Origin of the sequence: Paraburkholderia strydomiana (assembly GCF_031456815.1) — a bacterium.
In the GTDB taxonomy this organism is placed as follows: Bacteria; Pseudomonadota; Gammaproteobacteria; order Burkholderiales; family Burkholderiaceae; genus Paraburkholderia; species Paraburkholderia caledonica.
On record NZ_JAVDVL010000009.1, the window covers coordinates 178,349 to 200,051 of the forward strand.

Here is a 21,703-nt window from a genome sequence, read left to right on the forward strand (position 1 = left end):
GCGTTTGCCCCACGTTCGCCAGCCCGTTCAAGCCGCACCTGGAGTGTCGTCGATGAAGATCCGGCTCGTTCCCGCGTTGCTGATCCTGCTCGTGGTCGCGGTGACCTTGCGGCTCGGCTTCTGGCAGCGCGACCGCGCGCATCAGAAAGAAGCACTCGAGGCACGCATCACGCAGTTTGAGAACGCGCCCGCGCAACCCGTCACCAGCGCGCCGGTCGCATTGAAGGACATCGAATTCCATCGCGTGAAAGCGCGCGGCACGTTTGTCGCTGACAAGGTCGTGTACCTCGATAATCGTCCGTATAACGACCAGCCGGGTTTTTACGTGGTGATGCCTTTTAAACTCACCGGCGGCGGTTATGTGCTCGTCAATCGGGGCTGGTTGCCGCGTAACATCAATAATCGCGAGACGATCGCGCCGTACACTACGCCCCAGGGCGAAATCGAGATAGAAGGAATTGCGCGTGCGGATGCTTCGCGTGCGTTTGAACTGGGGCAGGGCGGATCGGCCGCGCATCAGGCGATTCGCCAGAATCTCGACGTCGCCGCGTATGCCGCCGAGACCGGACTGCCCTTGCAATCGTTCGTGATCCAGCAATTGAACGACGACGGCGACAAACTCGTGCGCGACTGGCCGGCTCCAACCAACGGCGTCGAGCGCAACTACGGCTACATGTTCCAGTGGTGGGGCATGGCGGTCGCGGCTTTGGCCTTCGGCCTGTACGCCGCGCGCCGCGCGGCCAGAAAACAGCAGGCGCCCATCGTGTGATGCGGCGCGTGCCCGGCGCGGCTCTCCACGACCTGGACGAGCCGCACAAATTATTGAAAGAGGTTATGTAGTGTCGACGCCATCTCCCCGTTCGCAGCAAGCCCGCAAACCGACCGCCGCCAAGCCGATGCCCGGTCAGCCCAACGGCAAGGGCTCCTGGGAGCGCGGCCGCTGGATTCTGCTGCTGCTCGCGATCGTCTGCGCGGCGCCCATTGCCGTGTCCTATTTCATGTACTACGTGGTGAAGCCGAGCGGCGGCAGCACCAGTTACGGCACGCTCGTCGAACCGCAGCGGCCGATTCCCGAGTCGCTCGTCGTCACCGGCGAAGACGGCAAACCGCTCAAACTCGACACCTTGCGTGGCCACTGGCTGCTGATCTCCGTCGACGACACCGCCTGCGACAAAGCGTGCGTGACGAAGCTCTACTTCATGCGGCAAATCCGCGCGGCACAGGGCCCGGAACGCGAGCGCGTCGTAGAAGTGTGGCTGCGGACAGGTGCGGGCAACGTGGCGGACGTGATACAAAAGGCTTATCCCGACACCAACATGCTGCTTGCCGATCCGGCGCAGGTGTCGGCGTGGCTGCCGACCGCGAACGGCACCAAGGTCACCGACCACATCTACATGGTCGATCCGAACGGCAATCTGATGATGCGTTTCCCGAAAGATCCGAACCCGAGCAAGATCAAGGGCGACGTGACCAAGCTGCTGAAATGGTCGAGCATCGGCTGATGCCGCAACCAGGGTAAGAGAAGATGTTCGTACTGCAATTGGGTCTGATCGGCTTGTGTATTGCGTTGTTGCCGCTGTCTTATGTGTGGGTCAAGGCCGACGACAACAAATTCCGCAAGCTCGTGTGGCTCACCACTTTCCTCACGCTCGACCTCGTAATGTTCGGCGGCTTCACGCGTCTGACCGACTCGGGGCTCGGCTGTCCGGATTGGCCGGGGTGCTATGGCACGTCGTCGCCATTTATCGCGCATGCGGCGATCACCGCCGCGCATCAGGCGATGCCCACCGGCCCCGTCAGCATGACCAAGGCGTGGATCGAAATGATCCACCGCTACTTCGCGATGGCGATCGGCGTGCTGATCATCGCGCAGACGGTGATTGCATGGACCGCGCGCATCAAGCGGCGTCCGCTGCACGTGTCGTCCTGGTGGCCGACTTCGCTGCTGCTGCTGATTCTCGTGCAAGGTGCGTTCGGCGCATGGACGGTGACAATGAAGCTGCAACCGGTCATCGTGACGACGCACTTGCTGCTCGGTCTCGCGCTGCTGGGCACGCTCGGCTGGCTCGCCGCGCGCCAGACGCCATTGCCCGCGTATGAGCCGGAAGCCGCGCGTTGGCGCGTCGCGGCGGTCGCGGGTCTCGTGCTGTTGATTGTGCAGATCGCGTTGGGCGGCTGGGTCAGCACGAACTACGCGGTGCTCGCGTGTACGGATTTCCCCACCTGCAACGGCCAATGGGTTCCGCCGATGGACTTCTCGCACGGTTTTCACCTGTGGCGTGCGCTCGGCATGACAAGCAGCGGCGACATGATCACGCAAGATGCACTGGTAGCGATTCACTGGACGCACCGCACCTTCGCGCTCGTGGTCGTCGGCTACCTCGTGTGGTTCGCGCTTCAATTGCGCCGCTTCGAGTCGCTGCGGCGTCCGGCGAACGGCGTTTTGCTGGTGGTGCTGATCCAGTTCGTCACCGGATTGTCGAACATCGTTCTGCAATGGCCGCTGCCAATTGCGGTAGCTCATAACGGAGGCGCGGCGATCCTGTTGCTCCTGCTCGTTATGTTAAACTTTCGAATCGCTTATAGCCGTCCCGGCCGCGCCGTGTTGCCTGCGCGCGATGCCGCGCCAGCGTGACCCCACATGGACAGCACAACACTCCCTCATACGCCCGGCAGCCGGATCTCGCAGTACATTGCGCTGACCAAGCCGCGCGTTACGCAACTTGCCGTGTTCTGTGCCGTCATCGGCATGTTTCTGTCGACACCCGGCATGGTGCCCTGGACCGTTCTGATCGGCGGCACCGTCGGCATCTGGCTGCTCGCCGGTGCGGCGTTTGCAATCAACTGCCTCGTCGAACAAAAAATCGACGCGAAAATGCGGCGCACGTCGTGGCGTCCGTCGGCGCGCGGCGAAATTACCACTACGCAAATTCTGCTGTTCTCGGCCGTGCTCGGCGGCCTCGGCATGTGGACGCTTTACACGTTCGCCAATCCGCTGACCATGTGGCTCACGCTCGCCACGTTCGTCGGCTATGCCGTCATCTATACGCTGCTGCTCAAGCCGGCCACGCCGCAGAACATCGTGATCGGCGGCGCGTCGGGTGCGATGCCACCGGCGCTCGGCTGGGCCGCCGTCACCGGTCAGGTGCCGGGCGACGCATGGATTCTCGTGCTGATCATTTTCGTATGGACGCCGCCGCACTTCTGGGCGCTCGCCTTGTACCGCCGCAAAGATTATGAAAACGCCGGCTTGCCGATGCTGCCGAACACGCACGGCGAAAAGTACACGCGGCTGCATATTCTGTTGTACACAGTAATTCTGTTCGCCGTGACTATGATGCCGTTCATCTCCGGCATGAGCGGCGTGCTCTACCTTGCAGCGGCCGTAGTGCTCGGCGCGGTGTTTCTCGCCTACGCGTGGAAGATCTACCTCGAGTACTCCGACAATCTGGCGCGCCGGACCTTCCGATACTCGATCGTCTATCTGTCGCTGCTGTTTGCCGCGCTGCTGGTCGACCACTATGTGCGCGTTGTGATCGGCGCGTAATACCATGCTCAATACCCGCTTCGCGCGTGCGGCGCGTGCCGCTGTGATTGCCTGCGCGCTCGGCAGCGCATTGTTCGTGGCGGGCTGCGGCAAGCAGCCGCCAGCGTTCCAGAACCTGGACTTGACCGGCAATACCCAGTTTGGAAGCAACTTCTCGTTGCCGGACACGTCGGGCAAGATTCGCACAATGGCGGATTACAAAGGCAAGGTCGTCGTGCTGTTTTTCGGCTACACGCATTGCCCGGATGTTTGCCCCACCACGATGGCCGAGCTCTCACAAGCGCTGCAGCAACTCGGTCCCGACGACGCCAAGCGCGTTCAAGTACTGTTCGTCACCGTCGATCCTGAGCGTGACACTGCCGCCCTGCTTGGGCAATACGTCTCCGCGTTTAATCCGACCTTCGTAGGCCTGCGTCCCGCTGACGAGGCACAGCTGAAGAAAGTGGCGAAAGACTTCCGCGTCTACTACGCGAAGGTGCCCGGCAAGACCCCCGACAGCTACACGATGGACCATACGGCGGCGAGCTATGTGTTCGACACCGACGGCAAGCTGCGCCTTTTCGCGCGCGACGGCCAGGGCGCCGCGCCTTGGGTGCACGACATCAAGCTGCTGCTTGACTGACGTCGTGCTGTGCATAAAAGACCTGCTCCAAGCTCAAACCGGCATCGGCAGATTCAATCCCGGCGCAAGCCGTGTCGTCTTGAACTCGGTCACCTCGTAACGCGCGAGCTTCTGCACAGCGAACGGATCGGTTGCGAGGATCGCATCCAGCCTGTCACGCTCGATGCGCACCGCCAGAATGATGCCGCCGTCGCGCGGCACTTTCGGTCCTGCGGCCACGAAAACACCTGCTTCGAAATGCGTGGTCAGGAACGCACGGTGCGCTTCGAGCGCGTCGTCGATTCGTTCGAGTGAAGCGGTATAGATCAGGTTGATGACATACATGGGCGTCCTCGCAGGAGATTGAACGTACCGCGGATGCTCGCGGCAACGTTTCGAATTATCAGCCACAGCGTGGCGCTTCGCCGCCCGATCGCGCTTCGCATACCTATATGTGATTGCTGTATTTCACATCTCGCACCGCATATGAGACGATTTACGGTCCGGCCGGCGGCGCGCTCTGAACCCGCGGCTACCTGCGTGTCATCAGTGCCCGCGTCCGGCTATCACCCGAATCTCATGCAAACGATTCGATTAGAAACAGCGAGAATTACATGCAGCGCAGAAATATCCTCAAAGCCCTCTCCGCAGTGATCGCCGGCGCGGCGATCGTCACCAGCCTCGGCGCTCATGCCGACGACAAAGTCATCAAGGTCGGCACCATCGGCGGCCCGGACGCGCAGATCTGGGAAGTCGTCACCAAGGTGGCAAAGCGTGAAGGCCTGAACGTGAAGGTCGTCGAATTCAACGATTACGTGCAGCCGAACGCCGCGCTCGACGCAGGCGATCTCGACGCCAACAGCTTCCAGCATCAGCCGTATCTCGACAGCCAGATCAAGCAGCGTGGCTACAAGATTGTCAACGCGGGTCTCACCTACATCTCGCCGCTCGGCATCTATTCGAAGAAGCTGAAGTCGCTAAAGGATTTGCCGCAAGGCGCGAAGGTCGCTGTGCCGAATGATCCGTCAAACGAGAACCGCGCGCTGCTGCTCCTGCAGACGCAGGGCGTGATCAAGCTGAGGGCCGGCGCGGGTACGAACGGCAACAATGCTACAGCGCTCGATGTCGCTGAGAATCCGAAGAAGATCAAGCTCGTCGAACTCGATGCCGCGCAATTGCCGCGCTCGCTGGCCGATGTGGACGCAGCCGCGATCAACACGAATTTTGCGCTTTCCGCCGGTCTGCAGCCGACCAAAGACGCGATTGCGCTCGAAGACATTCACAGCCCGTACGCGAACCTGATCGCGGTGCGCACCCAGGACAAAGACAAGCCGTGGGTGAAGAAGCTGGTTGCAGCGTATCAATCCGAAGACGTGCGCCAGTTCATCAAGACGCAGTTCAAGGGTTCGGTGGTGCCGTCGTTCTAACGCGGCTCACAGTCCCAACTCCCACCGCTCGATCATCAGATCCTTGCCGAAACGGCGCTCCGGCGCCGTGCTGACGAGTTCGAAACCGGCGCGCTTGCACAGGCGCCGCGGCTCTTCCAATGCGCTGGCCGTGGTCAGCGTCAGTCTCGTGTAACCCGCGCGCCGCGCGAACCGCGTTGCTTCGGTCATCAAGCGTGTGCCGATGCCGAGACGCTGCACATCCGGTTCGACCCACAAGAGGCGCACGCCGGCCACCGTCGTCGACACGGCGACGATGCACACCGCGCCCACCACCATGCCGTTGTGATCAGCGACGACGCACGTTTCGCGAATGCTATCGTTGCGTTGCGTGTAGTCGGCGACCACGCGCGCAAGCAGCCCTTCGAACGATCCGTCCCAACCATATTGCGCCGCGAACCACTGCGCTTGTCGATGCACGAGCCAGCCGCACTCGCCGGGGCGCGGCGCGCGCAGTTCGATGGCGCCCTGCTGCGGCTTGTCGCCGAGCAGTCTTTCAATAAGGTTCATCGCGGCAATCAACTGCTCCTGTGAGCCCGCGCCGAGTCCGCCGAGCAGGTCCAGCACTTCCTCAACAGCTGCCGAGTCGAGCGGCGCATAGGCTGCGTGGCCGTGGGCCGTCAGTTCGATCAGTGACTGGCGCGCGTCCGTCTCGGACGGCCGTCGCGTAATCAGATTGCGACGCTCGAAACTCGTCAGCAAGCGGCTCAGATAACCGCTGTCGAGTCCAAGCGCGCGGCCGAGCGCCGACGCCGTCTGCGCGCGTCCGCGCGACAGTTCGTGCAGCACGCGCACCTCCGTCAACGAGAACGTGCTGCGAGCCAGGCGCTCGTGCAGAGCGCCGATAAGCCGCGTGTAGAAGCGATTGAAATGGCGGACTGCCTGGGCCCGTCGCAGCGTCTCGGAATCGGTCAAATGCTGATCTCCCGTTCTTTTTATGGATTCGCATACCACTATATTGGAACGCGCCTTCCTTAACAAAATCATGCATTTGGCATAAGCCGCGCGGGGTTCGAAAACGGACGAACGTGCACTCTTTCAGACCTCGCGAACTGGTTCGTAATTGGGCCTGCTACACGCCGAATTCGTCTCGAATACGGGTAAATCCTGGGCTCTCCGAACCTGCATGCGGACCATGTTCATCGGCCGCTCTGGCTTGATGGACAAGGCTTTGCGCTCGATCATACCGGCATAGAACCAGTTCGTTGACTGGTATTATGTTGGTTATATAATGGGCTCTCCTTTTTGCAGGTCGATCCTTCCGCCACTGCCGCCGGAGCGCCATGGAAACTCGCTGGTCCGCACTCATGCCTGACGCTCGCAACGTCACGCCGCTGTATTTGCAGCTCGCGCGCAATCTGGCGACCGCGATCCATTGCGGGGTGTGGTCGGCCGGCGAAGCGTTGCCTTCGGAGCGGACGCTCTCGGACGCAATCGGCGTGTCGCGCATTACCGCGCGCAAGGCAATCGAACTGCTGGTCGAGCAGGGACTCATCCGGCGCGCGCGGGGCGCGGGCAGCTTCATCACGCCACGCGTCGAAGATCCGCTGTCGCGGCTCACCGGCTTCACCAAGAAGATGCAGCAGCGTGGCTTCCGTCCGGACTCGGTTTGGCTCGAGCGCGATATTCGCGCCGCCAATCGGGAAGAGCTGGTACGCCTCGGTTTGTCGCCCGGCGCAGCAGTGGCGAGCCTGCGCCGGCTGCGCCGCGCGGACGGCCTCGTGATGGCGGTCGAGCACTCGGCGCTTCCGGTCGCGATCGTTCCCGATCCGCAGGCAATCGGCGTTTCGCTTTACAGCTATCTGGAGCAACGCGGCGCAGCGGTTGTGCGCGCGTTGCAGCACTTTCGTGCGGTCAACGCTTCGAGCGAGATCGCTTCCCTCATGGATATCGAACCGCGCTCGGCGCTGCTAGTCATTACCCGTATCGGGTATAGCGCCGACCAGCGCGCAATCGAATTGACCGACACCTATTGCCGCGACGACTACTACGACTTCGTCGCTGAATTGCGGACCTGAGCGCCGCATCCAGGTGGGACACACGGCCGCGTAAGCCGCGCGCCCGCGCCCCGCACCGCGCGCTCAGGCGCGATTGAGCCACACCCCGTATCACGCCTTGCAAGAGAGACTCATGCTGACCGGAAACATACTCACCACCGACGGGTGGATTCACGGCACGCTCGAATTCGAAAACGGCCGCATCACGGCGATTACCGGCGAGCGTGTCGATCCCGCGACGAACGACGCGCCGTACATCCTGCCGGGCTTCATCGACCTGCACGTGCACGGCGGCGGCGGCGCCGACGTGATGGAAGCCGGTAACGCGATCGAAACGATCACACGAACTCATGCGCGCTACGGCACGACGAGTCTGCTAGCTACTACGATGACCGCGCCGCGCGACGAACTGATGAGCGTGGTCGCCGGTCTCGGCGACGTCGCGCGCGTGCGCACGCCCGGCTGCTCGCGGGTGCTCGGCGTGCATCTGGAAGGGCCATACATCAACCCTGGCAAGCTGGGCGCGCAGCCCGATGCAGCTGTCTCCGCCGTGATGGACGAAGTGCTCAAGTACCTGTCCATCGCGCCGATTCGCGTCGTCACGCTGGCGCCTGAAATTGCCGGCCATATGGACATCATCTCGGAGATGGCGGCGCGCGGCGTGCGCGTGCAGCTCGGCCATTCGCTCGGCACTTACGACGACGCCGTTGCCGCGCTCAAACACGGCGCGTGCGGCTTCACGCATCTTTTCAACGCGATGTCGCCGCTGCATCACCGCAATCCTGGCCTCGTCGGCGCGGCGCTCGCGCATGCCGAATTCGCTGAAATCATTCCCGACCTGCTGCACGTGCATCCGGGCGCGATCCGCGCCGCACTGCGCGCGATTCCGCGGCTGTACGTGGTCACGGACAGCACGTCGGCGACCGGCATGCCCGACGGCGAATACCGCCTGGGCAGCCAACACGTAACGAAGTGTCTCGGCGGCGTGCGTCTCGCCGACGGCACGCTCGCCGGCAGCACCCTGACCATGGATCAGGCGCTGCGCAATCTGGTGTCGATCGGTCTGCCGATCGCCGATGTATCAAACCGTTTGTCGCGCTACGCCGCCGACTACCTCGGCATTGAAGACCGCGGCCGAATCGCGCGCGGTGCATGGGCCGACGTCGTCGTGTTCGATCGTGAACTGGCGTTGAGCGCGACATACGTCGAAGGAGAAGCAATTGTCGAATATGCTTAAAGAGGCGTTGGCGTCCGCAGAAACGGTCGCCGCGCAACTCACGGACACCTCGCGCGTCGAGGCCCTGGCCGCCCGGCTCGCTCAGCAACCTCGCCATGTCGCGCTGACGGTCGCGCGCGGCAGTTCCGACCATGCGGCAAGTTACTTCGCAAGCCTGACGATGAGCCGCCTCGGCGTGCCGGTCGCGTCGCTGCCCATGTCGGTCGCGACGCTGCAACAGGCGCCGCTACAGGTTCGCGATCAGCTTGCCCTGGCGTTCTCGCAGTCGGGCAAGAGTCCTGATCTTGTCGGCACGATGCAGGCCCTGCGCGAGGCGGGCGCGTTGACCGTTGCCGCAGTCAACGCACCGGCTTCACCGCTCGCCGACGCGTGCGAGTGGCATCTGCCGCTCGTCGCCGGTCCTGAACTGAGCGTTGCCGCCACCAAGAGCTACATCGCGATGCTCTCGATTTCCGCGCAACTGGTTGCGCATTGGCAGCGCGATCCGGACCTGCTGGCTGCGTTGAACACGCTGCCCGACGCGTTGCAGACCGCCGGCAAGCTCGACTGGTCGAAAGCCGTCGACGAACTGCGCGGCATCGAACGCATGATCGTGATCGGCCGCGGTCTCGGCCTTGCCGTCGCGCAGGAAGCCGCGTTGAAGCTGAAGGAAACCTCCGGCATTCAGGCAGAAGCGTTTTCTAGCGCGGAAGTGCGGCACGGTCCGATGGAACTGATCGACCGCGACTATCCGTTGCTGGTGTTCGCACCGCGTGGGCCGGAGCAGGCTGGTCTGCTGCAACTCGCGCGCGACATGCAGGCTCGCGGTGCTCGCGTTTTGCTTGCCGCTCCGTCCGATGTACCCGAAGCGACGCTGCCGCTCGCTACCACCGCTCACGCGGCGCTCGATCCGATCGCCGCCATTCTGTCCTTTTACGTGATGGCTGCGGGCCTTGCGGCCGCGCGCGGGCGCAATCCCGATGCGCCGCGCCATCTCAACAAAATCACCGAAACTCACTGACGAGAAATCAGATGCGACGTGTCGAGGAGTCCCGTTTAATGAGCCATTCTGAAGGCCATATTGTTTTGCTGGCGCCGATGACCGGTCCGGTCGTGCCGCTCGCGAACGTGCCCGACCCGGTGTTTTCGGGCGGCATGTTCGGCGACGGGATCGGCGTCGATCCGCTCGAGGGCCGACTCGTCGCGCCGTGCGAGGGAACCGTCACCCACCTTGCACGCACCGGCCACGCTGTGACGCTGGCCACGGCGGAGGGCGCCGAGATTCTGCTGCATATCGGTATCGACACGGTCGAGCTGAACGGCAAAGGCTTCGCGCCGATGATCGAGCAGGGCGCACACGTGCATGCCGGCGACGTGCTGATCGAGTTCGATCAGGATCAGATCGCCTTGCATGCGCCGAGCCTTGTTTCTGTCATCGCTATAGCCAACTCTGACGCGTTCGAAATCGTCGAGCGCGCGCAGGGCGGCACGCTGAAGGCGGGTGAAACGCCGCTGTTGTTGCTGCGTCCTCGCGACGGTGCGGCGGCCGACGCGTCTCGTCAGTTGAGCGCAACGAGCGTGACCGAAGAAGCGCGCGCGCAAGTCACACTGGTTCACGCGGGCGGCCTTCATGCACGGCCGGCAGCGCGTGCTCGTGAAGCGGCGCGCGGTTTCGATGCGCGTGTCGAGGTGCGTTACGACGGGCGCAAGGCGGCAATCGAAAGCGTGGTTGGACTGCTGGGACTCGGCGCGGGTCAAGGCGCGACGGTGGAGCTACTCGGTGTGGGTCCGCAAGCCCGCGCCGCTGTAGACGCGATCGCTGACGAACTGACGCGCGAGGCGCACGGCGAAGCCGACGAGAAGCCGGCGCGGCAAAGTTCGCCCGCGCCGCAAACCGTGGCACCGGCGGCGGGCGAGACTCTCGCGCCGAACACGCTCGCCGGTGTCTGCGCGTCGCCGGGCGTGGCGATTGGCAAGCTGGTGCGCTGGGACGACGCGGACATCGATCCGCCTGAACAGGCAAGCGGCACGTCGGCTGCGGAAAGCCGTCTGCTCGACAAGGCGATTGCGACCGTCGACACCGACCTCGGCACGACGGTGCGCGACGCGTCGCAACGCGGCGCGGTCGGCGAGGCGGGTATTTTCGCGGTGCATCGCGTGTTGCTTGAAGACCCCACGCTGCTCGACGCCGCGCGCGATCTGATCAGTCTTGGCAAGAGTGCGGGCTTTGCGTGGCGCGAAGCGATTCGCGCACAGATAGCCATCCTTACTAATATCGAAGACGCGTTGCTCGCCGAGCGTGCCGCCGACCTGCGCGACATCGAGAAACGCGTGCTGCGTGCGCTCGGGTATACGAATGCCGCGGCGCGCACGCTCCCGGACGAAGCAGTGCTCGCCGCGGAAGAGTTCACGCCATCCGATTTGTCCGCACTGGATCGCTCGCGTGTCACGGCTCTCGTGATGGCGCGCGGCGGTGCGACGTCGCATGCGGCGATTCTCGCGCGGCAAGCGGGCATTCCCGCGCTGGTCGCTATGGGCGATGCGCTGTATGCGATTCCCGACGGCACGCAGGTCGTGGTGAACGCGACCACCGGTCGGCTGGAATTTGCACCCACGGAGCTGGATGTCGAGCGCGCGCGGCTCGAGCGCAGCCGCCTCGCAGGTGTGCGCGAAGCGAATCGCCGTACGTCGCAGGAAGCTGCGGTCACGGCCGATGGCCGCGCCATCGAAGTCGCCGCGAACATCGCGACGCTCGACGACGCGAGAACCGCCGTGGAAAACGGCGCGGACTCGGTCGGCCTGCTACGTACCGAACTGCTGTTCATTCACCGTGCAGCCGCGCCGACCACGGACGAGCATCGGCAGAGCTATCAAGGCATTGTCGACGCATTGAGCGGCCGCACCGCGATCATCCGCACGCTCGACGTCGGCGCGGACAAGGAAGTCGACTACCTCACACTGCCGCCGGAGCCGAACCCCGCGCTCGGCTTGCGCGGCATTCGCCTCGCGCAGGTGCGGCCCGACCTGCTCGACGATCAGCTGCGCGGTCTGCTCTCTGTAAAGCCGTTTGGCGCCGTGCGCATTTTGTTGCCGATGGTGACGGATGTCGGCGAGCTGATTCCCATCCGCAAACGGATCGACGAATTTGCTCGCGAGTTGGGCCGCACAGAGCCGATTGAAGTCGGCGTGATGATCGAGGTGCCGTCGGCGGCGCTGCTGGCCGACCAACTGTCGCAACACGCGGACTTCCTGTCGATCGGCACGAACGACCTGACGCAATACACGCTTGCCATGGACCGCTGTCAGGCCGATCTCGCCGCACAGGCCGACGGTCTGCATCCGGCTGTGCTGCGGCTGATCGCCGCGACCGTGCAAGGCGCGAGCAAGCATGGCAAATGGGTCGGCGTATGCGGTGCGCTAGCGGGCGATCCGCTTGCGATGCCGCTGCTTGTCGGCCTCGGCGTAACCGAGCTTTCGGTGGACCCGGTTTCGGTGCCGGGCATCAAGGCGCGGGTGCGCAACCTCGATTATCAGCTGTGCCGTCAACGCGCCCAGGATGCGCTGGCGCTCGAATCGGCGCAGGCGGTAAGAGCAGTAAGCCGCGAAACGTGGCCGTTGGACTGAACCCCGCACGGTACGCAACGCTACATAACTCAACGACGTTCGTCGACAACGAGACAAGGTTTGGAGGTATCAATGGATGGGAATCCGTTTCTGAAGATTCAGCGCCTGGGACGCGCGCTGATGCTGCCTATCGCGGTGCTGCCGGTTGCCGGCCTGCTGCTGCGCCTCGGCCAGCCCGATGTGTTCAACATCAAGATGATCGCCGACGCCGGCGGCGCGATCTTCGACAACCTGCCGCTGCTGTTTGCAATCGGCGTGGCGGTCGGCTTCGCGAAGGACAACAACGGCGTCGCGGGTCTCGCGGGCGCGATCGGTTATCTGATCGAAGTCGCGGTGATGAAGGACATCAACGACAAGCTGAATATGGGCGTGTTGTCGGGGATCGTGGCGGGTATCGTGGCCGGCTTGCTGTACAACCGCTACAAGGACATCAAGCTGCCGGACTACCTGGCGTTCTTCGGAGGGAAACGCTTCGTGCCGATTGTCACGGGCGTGGTCTGTCTCGCGCTCGGCATTCTGTTCGGCTATGTATGGCAACCGGTGCAGAGCGTGATCGATACGGCCGGCCATTGGCTGACCACGGCGGGCGCGCTCGGCGCATTCGTGTTCGGCGTGCTGAACCGGCTGCTGCTCGTGACGGGTTTGCATCACATCCTGAATTCGCTGACGTGGTTCGTGTTCGGCACCTTCACGCCGCCGGGCGGCGCCGCCGTGACGGGCGACCTGCATCGCTTCTTCGCCGGCGATCCGACTGCCGGAACGTTCATGACGGGCTTCTTCCCGGTCATGATGTTCGGCTTGCCGGCCGCATGTCTCGCCATGTTCCATGAAGCGCCGAAAGAGCGCCGCGCGATCGTGGGCGGTCTGCTGTTTTCCATGGCGCTTACGTCGTTTCTGACGGGCGTCACGGAGCCGATCGAGTTCAGCTTCATGTTTCTCGCGCCGGTGCTGTACGTGATCCATGCGCTGTTGACGGGTCTTGCCCTCGCGATCTGTTCGGCGCTCGGTATTCACCTGGGCTTCACGTTTTCCGCGGGCGCGATCGACTACGTGCTGAACTACGGTCTTTCGACCAAGGGCTGGCTGGCCATTCCGGTCGGCATCGTGTATGCGGTGGTGTACTACGGCCTGTTCCGCTTCTTCATCCGCAAGTTCAACATGGCGACGCCGGGCCGTGAACCCGCCGCTGCCGACGAACAAGTCGATTCGTTCGCGGCCGGCGGTTTCGTTTCGCCCGTGGCAGGCGCTGCCGTCCCGCGCGCGCAGCGTTATATCGCGGCGCTCGGCGGCGCGGCGAATCTCTCGGTGGTGGATGCGTGCACGACGCGTCTGCGTCTGTCCGTGGTGGACTCCGGCAAGGTGTCGGAGAACGAACTGAAGACCATCGGCGCGCGCGGCGTGCTCAAGCGCGGCGCGACGAACGTGCAAGTCATTATCGGGCCGGAAGCGGACATCATCGCTGATGAAATTCGGACTGCGATGGAGCGGGGCGGCAACGATGCCGCTGTGGTGAAGCCAGCTGCATCCGCTGCTGCGCCGGCTTCGGTTGCGACTTCGGCTGCACCTTCGGCGACGGTGGGTGGTGCTTCGGCTGCCGCAAATGGTCCGCTCGATCCCGATCCATTGCGCTGGATGGCGGTGTTCGGCGGCGCCGGCAACGTGAAGTCGCTCGACGCCGTGGCGGCGACGCGTCTGCGTATCGTCGTTCAGGATCCGTCGGCGGTGGATCGTCAGCGTCTCGCGACGCTCGACACAGCGTGGGTTGCGGCGGACACATTCCATATCGTCGTCGGCGATGCGGCGCGGCGTTACGCGGAAGCATTGGCAACGCGCATGCCGACCAGCGGCGGTGCGGCGCCTTTGCCTGCGTGACCGACAGGCGTGGCGGCGAAGCGCTCAAGGCGCTTCATGCCACGCGATGCGGCGATGCGGTTAGCGCGGGTCCACCGAACGCCCGACCAGCAGCGCAATAAGAAAGCGGCACCTCGATCCGAGGTGCCGCTTTGCGTTGAATGGCGCCATGCCGGACAAACTACTCGTTAGCGTGCGGTACGCCGACCCTTCTCGCGTAGCCGGCGCGTGTGCCCATTTGCCGCAGCCCGGGAACGACGCAAAAAAAAGCCCCGCCGTCTTGCGAGGCAGGGCTTTGGACTTCAGCGCTTCTTTTCGGGCTAACCGGCTTACACCACGCCGCTCTGTCCGTTGACGAGCGTTACGCGTATTCGGTCAGCGCACCGCGCATCTTCTTCATTGCGCTCGCTTCGATCTGACGAATACGCTCAGCCGAGACGCCGAACTCGTCCGCCAGTTCGTGCAGCGTCGAGCCGCCCGAACCGTCGTCTTCCACTTTCAGCCAGCGAGCTTCGATGATGCGGCGGCTGCGGGCGTCGAGTGCCTCCAGTGCCGTCGCGATACCGTCGCTTTGCAGCTTGTCGCGTTGACGCGAGGCCAGTACCGCGGTCGGCTCGCTATGCGAGTCGGCGAGATACGCGATCGGCGCATACGACTCTTCGCCGTCTTCAACCTGGCCTTCCAGCGCGATGTCGCCGCCGGAGAGGCGCGTTTCCATCTCGGCTACTTCTTCCCGCTTGACGTTCAACTCTTTGGCGAGACCTTCGATCTCGTCCGGCGTGAAAGCGCCCAAGCCTTGTTTATGGCTGCGCAGGTTGAAGAACAGCTTGCGCTGCGCCTTCGTTGTGGCGACCTTCACCATGCGCCAGTTGCGCAGGATGTATTCGTGGATCTCGGCCTTGATCCAATGCATGGCGTACGACACGAGACGTACGTTCTGCTCCGGATCGAAGCGCTTCACGGCCTTCATCAGGCCGATGTTGCCTTCCTGGATCAGGTCGGCGTGCGGCAGCCCATAGCCCAGATAGTTGCGCGCGATCGAGACGACCAGCCGCAGGTGCGACAGCACGAGGCGGCGTGCAGCCTCGAGGTTGTCGTGCTCGCGGAATTCTGTGGCGAACTGGCGTTCTTCTGCCGGCGTCAGCATCGGAATCCGATTTACGGCCTGGATGTAGGCGTCGATGTTGCCCAGTTGACCGGGCAGCAGGGAGGAATGCGAGAGCGCCAGCGCACCTGCCGGAGCGGCCTTAGCCGACGACGGGCTCAGAGTACTCGGAAGGGTCAATGCATGGCTCACGTTTAAAACTCCTTTGGAATCAGGCAAAAGCTTGTTCAGGTAACGACTCCAGCGTTGGATGTTAGCACTCTCGATTTCCGAGTGCTAATACTTAGAGCCCCGTAGGGGCATCCAAGTTCCGTTATTTCCTATTGAATTTCAACTTTCAATAGCCATCATACTCGCCTTCGGCGGCCAGCGCTGGTACCGTAGAAATTACCTAACAAACTCCATTCATTCTCACTTTCGACCGATTTTTGCACTTTATGATGTATGTAATTGCGAAAATTTAAGTTTCTTAACAGGATCCACCGCCTTCAGATTGTCTTTAGAATACGCAAACTGTTACAGAATGTTCAACTTGCTGAGCGCGGGTATCAGATGGACAACAAAAAGAATGTCTTCCGTGGTCTGGCTCTAAAAACTGCGTGCGCGGCTCTGCTGCTCACGCTTTCCGGCGTCGCCGCCGCTGATCAGTTCGGAGTCCAGGTCACCGGAGCTCTAGGGGATCATCATGTCAAGAAACTGGACCTTGGGCTCGTGTGGGACCCGAATCTCACGTGGTGGCAGATCGGCGACTGGCATTTCGCGCTGATCGGCGAGGCCCATGTTGCCTGGTGGCACACGAACGAAGGCAATGTGCATGAGAACATCGGCGAGATCGGTGTGACGCCTATCATTCGCTTCATTAAAGGATCCGGATCGATCCGGCCTTTCGTCGAAGCGGGCGCGGGTGTGCGCTTGTTGTCGAGCCCGAGAATTTCTTCGACTTTCACACTGTCCACTGCGTTCCAGTTCGCCGATATGGCGGGTGTGGGCATGCAGTTCGGCGCCCATCAGCAGTACCAGGCGGGCTACCGCTTCCAGCATGTTTCGAATGGCGGTATCAAAGAGCCGAATCCTGGTATAAATTTCCACCAGCTATACCTGCAATATAACTTCTGACGACCGTGGCCGCGTCTGGCTCACCGGTGCAAGGGGCTGAGCAATGGCGGCAAAGACAATCGAGGCGATCCGCGGGCTGGAACGCGAACGCTTCCGCGCGATGGTCGACGGCGACGGTCAATCGCTCGACGCGCTGCTCGCAGAGAACGTGAGCTACGTGCACACGAACGGCAAGCGTGAGACGAAGCGGCAGTTCATCGACGGCATTACCGCCGGGCGCCGCCGCTATCGGCAAATCGAAGTGCAGTCGCAAGATGTGCTGCCGGTCGGCCGCGAAACCTGCGTCGTGACCGGTCGCGCGCTGATAGAGATGGAAGCGAATAGCGGCGCACTGCTATTTCCCATTGCCTACACGGCAATCCACACGCAGGAAGACGGCCAGTGGCGCCTCATTGCATGGCAGGCGACGCGTTGCGCGATTGAGTGAGCTTCAGTGCGCGGGCGTTCTAGCGACGTCGGCAATCAACTCGACTTGCCTCTCTATCGCGCTTGGCACCGGCGCCTCGCCGCGCAGCACGGCGCCGATCCATGCCGCTGTCGTCGCGGCATCGCGTGCTTCGGGCAACTCGACCTCAGGTGCGTCGCGCGACGAGCGTTCATGTGGCACTCGCGTTTCGCAGATCCCGTCGTGCAGCCAGTCCACCTGCACCTGACGCCGGGTGTCGGCGACCGCTTCGCCCTCCGTGCCGCGCGCGAGCAAAGCGCCGCCGGCCGCCGCGTCGGGATGGCTGCTAAATAGCTGCGTGAGGCTGTCCCGATACGGCGGATGCGTGTAGTTCACGAGACGCAGCCCGGCGGGCGCGAACGGCTGCAGAATCTTGACGAGCGTATGCGTCGAATTGCGCACGCCCATGCGCCGCCGCAGCCCGAGCAGACGTGCAAGCTTTGGCGCGAGCACGTCGATCGGCGCAAACGCGAGACGGCGCTCTGCGAGGCCGTCTTCAATGTCGTCGTGCGAGGTCGCGTGCGGTATCCGCAGATGCGTGAAAATTTCGGCGCTCGTTACGCGGCCAGGATCGTCGGTGATGCCGTGCACGAGGACCGGCACCCCTTCACGCGCAAGCAACAGCGCAAGCAGCGGCACGAGGTTCGGCTGTTTGCGCGCGCCGTTATAGCTGGGGATCGACACGGGCCGGAACTCGCCGGGACGCAGATGAACCGGCTCGAACGACGCATGGGCGCCCGCCAGCATCGCCGCGAGTTCGTCGGCGGTTTCACCTTTCACACGATAAGCGAGCAGCACCGCGCCCAGTTCCAGTTCACCGACGCGGCCGTCGAGCATAGCGGTGTAGAGCGCGCGCGTATCGTCGGCGGTGAGCGCGCGGGCTCCGTTCGGCCCGCGGCCGATTTCCTTGATGAAGCGGGCACAGGGGAACGGGTTGGCGGTGTCGGCGGAGTCTGTCATGAGCGCAATTGACGTGCTGGCGTGCCGCCGTCGGGACGGTACGCCACGGTATTCAAGGGACGTTATCTGGTGTGAGTATCGCACCTATAGCCGTCCGGCGAGACGCGCGCACTGACGCACCGCTCTCCGGAACCCTTGCCTGACTTGCGCGCGTCGCCTTCTACCGCGCGTTACACTCGCTGTTTTATCGCCGCACTGCGGCTCATATCGAAGAACGGAGAACCGGATGAGTTACGTATTTGCACCGGCACCGGTGGTCGCAGTGCCGGTTGTCGGGTCCAGCGAGCAGTTCCCTGTGCGTCGCATTTATTGCGTCGGCCGCAATTACGAGGCGCATGCCCGCGAGATGGGTCATGATCCCGACCGCGAGCCGCCGTTTTTCTTCAGCAAGCCGGCAGATGCCGTCCTGTATGTACCGCCGGGCGAGACAGGCGAGTTTCCGTATCCGACGCTATCTAAGAACGTCCACTTCGAAATGGAGCTCGTCGCGGCGATCGGTAAAGGCGGCAAAAATATCTCCGCGGACAGCGCGCTGGATCACGTCTACGGCTACGCGCTCGGTCTCGACATGACGCGCCGCGACCTGCAGGCCGAGGCGAAGAAGCTGGGTCGTCCGTGGGACACCGCGAAAGGTTTCGATCAATCCGCGCCGCTCGGCCCGATTCATCCGGTGTCGAGCGTCGGCCACATCGGGAAGGGCGCGATCTGGCTGTCTGTGAACGGTGAGGAGAAGCAACGCTCGGATGTGTCGCAACTCATCTGGTCGGTGGGCGAAACCATTGCCTACCTTTCGACGCTGTTCGAGTTGCAGCCGGGCGATCTGATCTTCACCGGCACGCCCGAAGGCGTCGGCGCGGTGGTGCAGGGCGATTTGATGAAAGGCGGCGTGGACGGACTGGGCGAATTCAGCGTGCGCGTCGTCTGAAGCAGTTTTGGGAGGAGACAACGACATGAAGCTCTACAGCTATTTCCGCAGCTCGGCGTCGTATCGGGTGCGGATCGCGCTCAACGTGAAGAACCTTCCCTACGAGTATGTACCTGTCCATCTCGTGCGAGACGGTGGCGAGCAGCTAAAGCCGGAATATCGCGCGGTCAACGTGGACGGCATCGTGCCCACGTTGATCGACGGCCATGAGGTGATGCCGCAGTCGCTCGCCATCATCGAATATCTGGAGGAAACGCATCCCGAGCCGCCGCTTTTGCCGAAGGCGCCCGCCGACCGTGCATATGTGCGCTCGCTCGCGTTGCAGGTGGCGTGCGAGATTCATCCGCTCAACAATCTGCGTGTGCTGAAGTATCTGAAACACACGCTGCGCGTGGAGAATGACGCGAAAGACGCCTGGTACCGGCACTGGGTGGACACCGGCTTTGCGACGCTGGAGGCTCACCTTGCTAGCGACGGGCGCACCGGCAAGCTTTGTTTCGGCGACGAGCCGACACTCGCGGACGCGTGCCTGATTCCGCAGGTGTTCAACGCGCAGCGCTTCAACGTCGATACGTCGAAATATCCGACCATCCAGCGCATTTACGACCACGCGATGCAAATCGACGCGTTCGCGCGCGCCGCGCCCGGCGTGCAGCCAGACGCCGAATGAGCCGCACCGTGTTGCCGGTGTAGAAAGGGCACTCCGAAGAGTGCCCTTTTTTTTGACTTGCCGGCGAAGCGCCGATAGTGGCGTGGCTTCGGCTTAACCGCCTAGCAACGCGTCGGAGAACTCTTCAGCGCTGAAAGGCTGCAAGTCCTCCACCTTTTCGCCAACGCCGATGAAGTACACCGGGATGGGTCGCTGCCGCGCGATGGCTGCAAGAATGCCGCCCTTGGCCGTTCCGTCGAGCTTGGTGACGATCAGGCCGGTCAAGCCGAGCGCGTCGTCGAAAGCCTTGACCTGCGCAAGCGCGTTCTGCCCGGTATTGGCGTCGATCACGAGCAACACCTCGTGCGGCGCGCCGTCCTGCGCCTTGCCGATCACGCGCTTGACCTTGCGCAGCTCTTCCATCAGGTGCAACTGGGTAGGCAGACGGCCGGCCGTGTCCGCCATCATCACGTCGATCTTGCGTGCCCGCGCGGCGCCGACCGCGTCGAAAATCACGGCCGCCGGATCGCCGCTTTCCTGCGACACCACAGTGACGTTGTTGCGCTGCCCCCAGATTGCCAACTGCTCGCGCGCGGCGGCGCGGAACGTGTCGCCGGCGGCAAGCAGCACCGACTGGTTGAAACTCTGCAGATGCTTGGCGAGCTTGCCGATGCTCGTCGTCTTGCCCGCGCCGTTGACGCCCGCAATCATCATGACGAGCGGCTGCGCGCGTCCGAGCATGAGCGAGCTTTCGAGCGGCTTGAGCAACTCGACCAGTAGCGTGCGCAGCGCCGTCTTGACCTGTTGCGGCTCCGTAAGACGCTCGGTGCGTACCTTCTCGCGCAGCGCTTCAAGCAGAAATTCGGTTGCGTCGACGCCCGCGTCGGACATGAGCAGCGCGGTTTCCAGCTCTTCGTAAAGATCCTCGTCGATTTTGGTGCCGACGAAAATGCCGGTGAGGCTCGAACTGGTCTTCGACAAACCGGTTTTCAGGCGAGTCAGCCACGAGCGTTTCGCGCTCGCATCCTGCAACGGCGGAGGCACGATTTCGACGGTCTCGAGCGTCGATTCCTCGAAATCGGGCTGGGGTTGCGGTTCGGGCGCGGCGGCGGGCGGCGACACAATGCTCGCCGGCACGCTGGCACTTGCGGCCGGCCCGGCTTTCGCGGGTACAGGCGGCTCGGCCGGCGCTTCTGCAGCCGGCTCGTCAATCAGCCCCTCAGGCGCGATTTGCGATTCGTCTGGCGCGTTTTCGGACTCTCTCGAACCCTTGAATCGTTTGAAAAAGCTGAACATGATCTGGCGTGGTGAGAGCGCGCGCCGATGCGCGCGGCCGGTACAGCACCGGCGAAAGCGGCAGGCAGCGTTGCGATGCGGGATGCAAGGCGCTGGAAGCCGCACATTTTATCAGGCGCGCCGTCGCACGTTGTATAGGCCGAACGGCCAGGCTGGACGCGCCGCGCCCCTGTGGTAACGTTGGCGCTCCGGTCCGCTTGCTTCGACGCAGCGGACGCTTCTGTCAACGCAATCGAAACTGCATGCCCCGTTCAGCCTCCTCCCGCGCCCATGGCGCTTCGTCTAAAGGCGGCAAGCCGCACGCCATCCGGATTATCGGCGGCGACTGGAAACGCACGCCACTGCCCGTGCTCGACCTCGACGGCTTGCGCCCCACGCCGGACCGGGTTCGCGAAACGCTGTTCAACTGGCTCGGGCAACGTCTGGACGGCCAGCGCTGCCTCGATCTCTTTGCCGGCAGCGGCGCGCTCGGCTTCGAAGCGGCGTCGCGCGGCGCCGCACGGGTACTGATGGTCGAGCGCAACTCGCGAGCGGCGAGCCAGTTGCGGGCCAACCAGGAACGACTCGGGGCGCGCATGATCGAAATTGCCGAGGCCGACGGTTTGCGTCTTGCAGCGAGTCTGCCGCCCGGTTCGTTCGATGTGGTATTCCTCGATCCGCCGTTTGGCTCGGATGTACTGGACAAAGCGCTCGGGCTGGCGGCTCCGCTCGTGAGCAGCGACGGTTTCCTGTATGTAGAAGCCGGCGTGGCGATCGAGCCCGGCGCGAACGAAGCGCTTGCCGGGTGGGAAATCGTCCGGCAGGGTAAGGCGGGCGCTGTCCACTTCCATTTGCTGCAGCGCGAAAATGAGGAATAATGCGCCTTCCATAACAAGCGCCGGACGGTTTGCCGTCACGCGTGCGGCCGGTGCCAAATGCGTCGCGTG

21 protein-coding genes are annotated in these 21,703 nt (G+C 63.2%); 16 read left to right on the top strand and 5 right to left on the bottom strand.

Annotation, left to right across the window (positions count from 1 at the left end):
• Positions 1-52: 52 nt before the first annotated feature.
• From J2W46_RS23465 to J2W46_RS23485, 5 genes are all read left to right on the top strand, one after another.
• Positions 53-769, top strand: a complete 717-nt coding sequence (locus tag J2W46_RS23465) for an SURF1 family protein (RefSeq protein WP_088173190.1) — start codon at positions 53-55, stop codon at positions 767-769.
• Positions 770-839: 70 nt separating this feature from the next.
• Positions 840-1,502: an SCO family protein gene (locus J2W46_RS23470; protein WP_310356634.1), complete on the top strand. Its 663-nt coding sequence runs from the start codon at positions 840-842 to the stop codon at positions 1,500-1,502.
• Positions 1,503-1,525: 23 nt separating this feature from the next.
• On the top strand, positions 1,526-2,635 hold the full coding sequence (locus J2W46_RS23475; RefSeq protein ID WP_310356637.1) for a COX15/CtaA family protein: 1,110 nt from the start codon (positions 1,526-1,528) through the stop codon (positions 2,633-2,635).
• Between the two features lie 6 nt (positions 2,636-2,641).
• Positions 2,642-3,547, top strand: coding sequence for a heme o synthase (cyoE, locus tag J2W46_RS23480; protein ID WP_020067023.1), 906 nt, complete (start codon positions 2,642-2,644; stop codon positions 3,545-3,547).
• A gap of 4 nt (positions 3,548-3,551) precedes the next feature.
• Positions 3,552-4,169 carry an SCO family protein gene (locus J2W46_RS23485; RefSeq protein ID WP_087752565.1) on the top strand — a complete coding sequence of 206 codons (618 nt, stop codon included), beginning with the start codon at positions 3,552-3,554 and terminating at the stop codon, positions 4,167-4,169.
• Between the two features lie 33 nt (positions 4,170-4,202).
• On the opposite strand, the gene J2W46_RS23490 is transcribed toward J2W46_RS23485, so the two are convergent.
• Entirely contained in the window at positions 4,203-4,493 is a 291-nt protein-coding gene (locus J2W46_RS23490; protein ID WP_087752564.1) for a YciI family protein, read from the bottom strand.
• Positions 4,494-4,762: 269 nt separating this feature from the next.
• Here J2W46_RS23490 and J2W46_RS23495 point away from each other — a divergent pair, with 269 nt between their 5' ends.
• On the top strand, positions 4,763-5,575 hold the full coding sequence (locus J2W46_RS23495) for a MetQ/NlpA family ABC transporter substrate-binding protein (RefSeq protein ID WP_020067020.1): 813 nt from the start codon (positions 4,763-4,765) through the stop codon (positions 5,573-5,575).
• 6 nt (positions 5,576-5,581) lie between these two features.
• Here J2W46_RS23495 and J2W46_RS23500 read toward each other — a convergent pair whose 3' ends face one another.
• The gene (locus tag J2W46_RS23500; protein ID WP_087752563.1) at positions 5,582-6,508 is read right to left on the bottom strand and encodes a bifunctional helix-turn-helix transcriptional regulator/GNAT family N-acetyltransferase; all 927 of its coding nucleotides are present in this window, start codon (positions 6,506-6,508) and stop codon (positions 5,582-5,584) included.
• 368 nt (positions 6,509-6,876) lie between these two features.
• On the opposite strand from J2W46_RS23500, the gene J2W46_RS23505 reads away from it, so the two are divergent.
• From J2W46_RS23505 to nagE, 5 genes are all read left to right on the top strand, one after another.
• Complete coding sequence (locus J2W46_RS23505) at positions 6,877-7,611, top strand: GntR family transcriptional regulator (protein WP_310356644.1); 735 nt, start codon at positions 6,877-6,879, stop codon at positions 7,609-7,611.
• 112 nt (positions 7,612-7,723) lie between these two features.
• Positions 7,724-8,827 carry an N-acetylglucosamine-6-phosphate deacetylase gene (nagA, locus tag J2W46_RS23510; protein WP_020067017.1) on the top strand — a complete coding sequence of 368 codons (1,104 nt, stop codon included), beginning with the start codon at positions 7,724-7,726 and terminating at the stop codon, positions 8,825-8,827.
• Positions 8,820-9,827 carry an SIS domain-containing protein gene (locus J2W46_RS23515; protein ID WP_204522799.1) on the top strand — a complete coding sequence of 336 codons (1,008 nt, stop codon included), beginning with the start codon at positions 8,820-8,822 and terminating at the stop codon, positions 9,825-9,827. The genes nagA and J2W46_RS23515 overlap by 8 nt, the downstream gene beginning before the upstream one ends.
• 38 nt (positions 9,828-9,865) lie before the next feature.
• Positions 9,866-12,430 (top strand): phosphoenolpyruvate--protein phosphotransferase, encoded by a 2,565-nt coding sequence (gene ptsP / locus J2W46_RS23520; protein WP_310356646.1) that lies wholly within the window; start codon positions 9,866-9,868, stop codon positions 12,428-12,430.
• A gap of 72 nt (positions 12,431-12,502) precedes the next feature.
• Positions 12,503-14,302, top strand: a complete 1,800-nt coding sequence (gene nagE, locus J2W46_RS23525; protein WP_310356648.1) for an N-acetylglucosamine-specific PTS transporter subunit IIBC — start codon at positions 12,503-12,505, stop codon at positions 14,300-14,302.
• Between the two features lie 340 nt (positions 14,303-14,642).
• Here nagE and rpoH read toward each other — a convergent pair whose 3' ends face one another.
• A complete protein-coding gene (gene rpoH / locus J2W46_RS23530; protein WP_020067013.1) occupies positions 14,643-15,578 on the bottom strand; it encodes an RNA polymerase sigma factor RpoH in 936 nt (311 codons plus the stop codon).
• Positions 15,579-15,938: 360 nt separating this feature from the next.
• Between rpoH and J2W46_RS23535 the strand changes: the two genes are divergently transcribed.
• Positions 15,939-16,502: an acyloxyacyl hydrolase gene (locus J2W46_RS23535; RefSeq protein WP_020067012.1), complete on the top strand. Its 564-nt coding sequence runs from the start codon at positions 15,939-15,941 to the stop codon at positions 16,500-16,502.
• Between the two features lie 43 nt (positions 16,503-16,545).
• Positions 16,546-16,929 carry a nuclear transport factor 2 family protein gene (locus J2W46_RS23540; RefSeq protein WP_020067011.1) on the top strand — a complete coding sequence of 128 codons (384 nt, stop codon included), beginning with the start codon at positions 16,546-16,548 and terminating at the stop codon, positions 16,927-16,929.
• A gap of 3 nt (positions 16,930-16,932) precedes the next feature.
• Here J2W46_RS23540 and ybiB read toward each other — a convergent pair whose 3' ends face one another.
• Positions 16,933-17,907, bottom strand: a complete 975-nt coding sequence (gene ybiB / locus J2W46_RS23545) for a DNA-binding protein YbiB (RefSeq protein ID WP_020067010.1) — start codon at positions 17,905-17,907, stop codon at positions 16,933-16,935.
• A gap of 226 nt (positions 17,908-18,133) precedes the next feature.
• Between ybiB and J2W46_RS23550 the strand changes: the two genes are divergently transcribed.
• Both J2W46_RS23550 and maiA read left to right on the top strand, forming a co-directional pair.
• Positions 18,134-18,832, top strand: coding sequence for a fumarylacetoacetate hydrolase family protein (locus tag J2W46_RS23550; RefSeq protein ID WP_288824635.1), 699 nt, complete (start codon positions 18,134-18,136; stop codon positions 18,830-18,832).
• Positions 18,833-18,857: 25 nt separating this feature from the next.
• On the top strand, positions 18,858-19,502 hold the full coding sequence (maiA, locus tag J2W46_RS23555) for a maleylacetoacetate isomerase (protein WP_020067008.1): 645 nt from the start codon (positions 18,858-18,860) through the stop codon (positions 19,500-19,502).
• Positions 19,503-19,595: 93 nt separating this feature from the next.
• Here the strand turns inward: maiA and ftsY are convergent, their stop codons facing one another.
• Positions 19,596-20,777: a signal recognition particle-docking protein FtsY gene (gene ftsY, locus J2W46_RS23560; RefSeq protein ID WP_310356652.1), complete on the bottom strand. Its 1,182-nt coding sequence runs from the start codon at positions 20,775-20,777 to the stop codon at positions 19,596-19,598.
• A gap of 242 nt (positions 20,778-21,019) precedes the next feature.
• Between ftsY and rsmD the strand changes: the two genes are divergently transcribed.
• The gene (rsmD, locus tag J2W46_RS23565; protein WP_087754775.1) at positions 21,020-21,634 is read left to right on the top strand and encodes a 16S rRNA (guanine(966)-N(2))-methyltransferase RsmD; all 615 of its coding nucleotides are present in this window, start codon (positions 21,020-21,022) and stop codon (positions 21,632-21,634) included.
• The last annotated feature ends 69 nt before the right edge of the window (positions 21,635-21,703 follow it).

Excerpts from the sequence above, each read along its gene's own strand:
- J2W46_RS23465 (WP_088173190.1), top strand. The coding sequence starts at position 53 with ATGAAGATCCGGCTCGTTCCCGCGTTGCTGATCCTGCTCGTGGTCGCG.
- J2W46_RS23475 (WP_310356637.1), top strand. The coding sequence starts at position 1,526 with ATGTTCGTACTGCAATTGGGTCTGATCGGCTTGTGTATTGCGTTGTTG.
- cyoE (WP_020067023.1), top strand. The coding sequence starts at position 2,642 with ATGGACAGCACAACACTCCCTCATACGCCCGGCAGCCGGATCTCGCAG.
- J2W46_RS23485 (WP_087752565.1), top strand. The coding sequence starts at position 3,552 with ATGCTCAATACCCGCTTCGCGCGTGCGGCGCGTGCCGCTGTGATTGCC.
- J2W46_RS23490 (WP_087752564.1), bottom strand. The coding sequence starts at position 4,493 with ATGTATGTCATCAACCTGATCTATACCGCTTCACTCGAACGAATCGAC.
- J2W46_RS23495 (WP_020067020.1), top strand. The coding sequence starts at position 4,763 with ATGCAGCGCAGAAATATCCTCAAAGCCCTCTCCGCAGTGATCGCCGGC.
- J2W46_RS23505 (WP_310356644.1), top strand. The coding sequence starts at position 6,877 with ATGGAAACTCGCTGGTCCGCACTCATGCCTGACGCTCGCAACGTCACG.
- nagA (WP_020067017.1), top strand. The coding sequence starts at position 7,724 with ATGCTGACCGGAAACATACTCACCACCGACGGGTGGATTCACGGCACG.
- J2W46_RS23515 (WP_204522799.1), top strand. The coding sequence starts at position 8,820 with ATGCTTAAAGAGGCGTTGGCGTCCGCAGAAACGGTCGCCGCGCAACTC.
- ptsP (WP_310356646.1), top strand. The coding sequence starts at position 9,866 with ATGAGCCATTCTGAAGGCCATATTGTTTTGCTGGCGCCGATGACCGGT.
- nagE (WP_310356648.1), top strand. The coding sequence starts at position 12,503 with ATGGATGGGAATCCGTTTCTGAAGATTCAGCGCCTGGGACGCGCGCTG.
- J2W46_RS23535 (WP_020067012.1), top strand. The coding sequence starts at position 15,939 with ATGGACAACAAAAAGAATGTCTTCCGTGGTCTGGCTCTAAAAACTGCG.
- J2W46_RS23540 (WP_020067011.1), top strand. The coding sequence starts at position 16,546 with ATGGCGGCAAAGACAATCGAGGCGATCCGCGGGCTGGAACGCGAACGC.
- ybiB (WP_020067010.1), bottom strand. The coding sequence starts at position 17,907 with ATGACAGACTCCGCCGACACCGCCAACCCGTTCCCCTGTGCCCGCTTC.
- J2W46_RS23550 (WP_288824635.1), top strand. The coding sequence starts at position 18,134 with ATGAGTTACGTATTTGCACCGGCACCGGTGGTCGCAGTGCCGGTTGTC.
- maiA (WP_020067008.1), top strand. The coding sequence starts at position 18,858 with ATGAAGCTCTACAGCTATTTCCGCAGCTCGGCGTCGTATCGGGTGCGG.
- ftsY (WP_310356652.1), bottom strand. The coding sequence starts at position 20,777 with ATGTTCAGCTTTTTCAAACGATTCAAGGGTTCGAGAGAGTCCGAAAAC.
- rsmD (WP_087754775.1), top strand. The coding sequence starts at position 21,020 with ATGCCCCGTTCAGCCTCCTCCCGCGCCCATGGCGCTTCGTCTAAAGGC.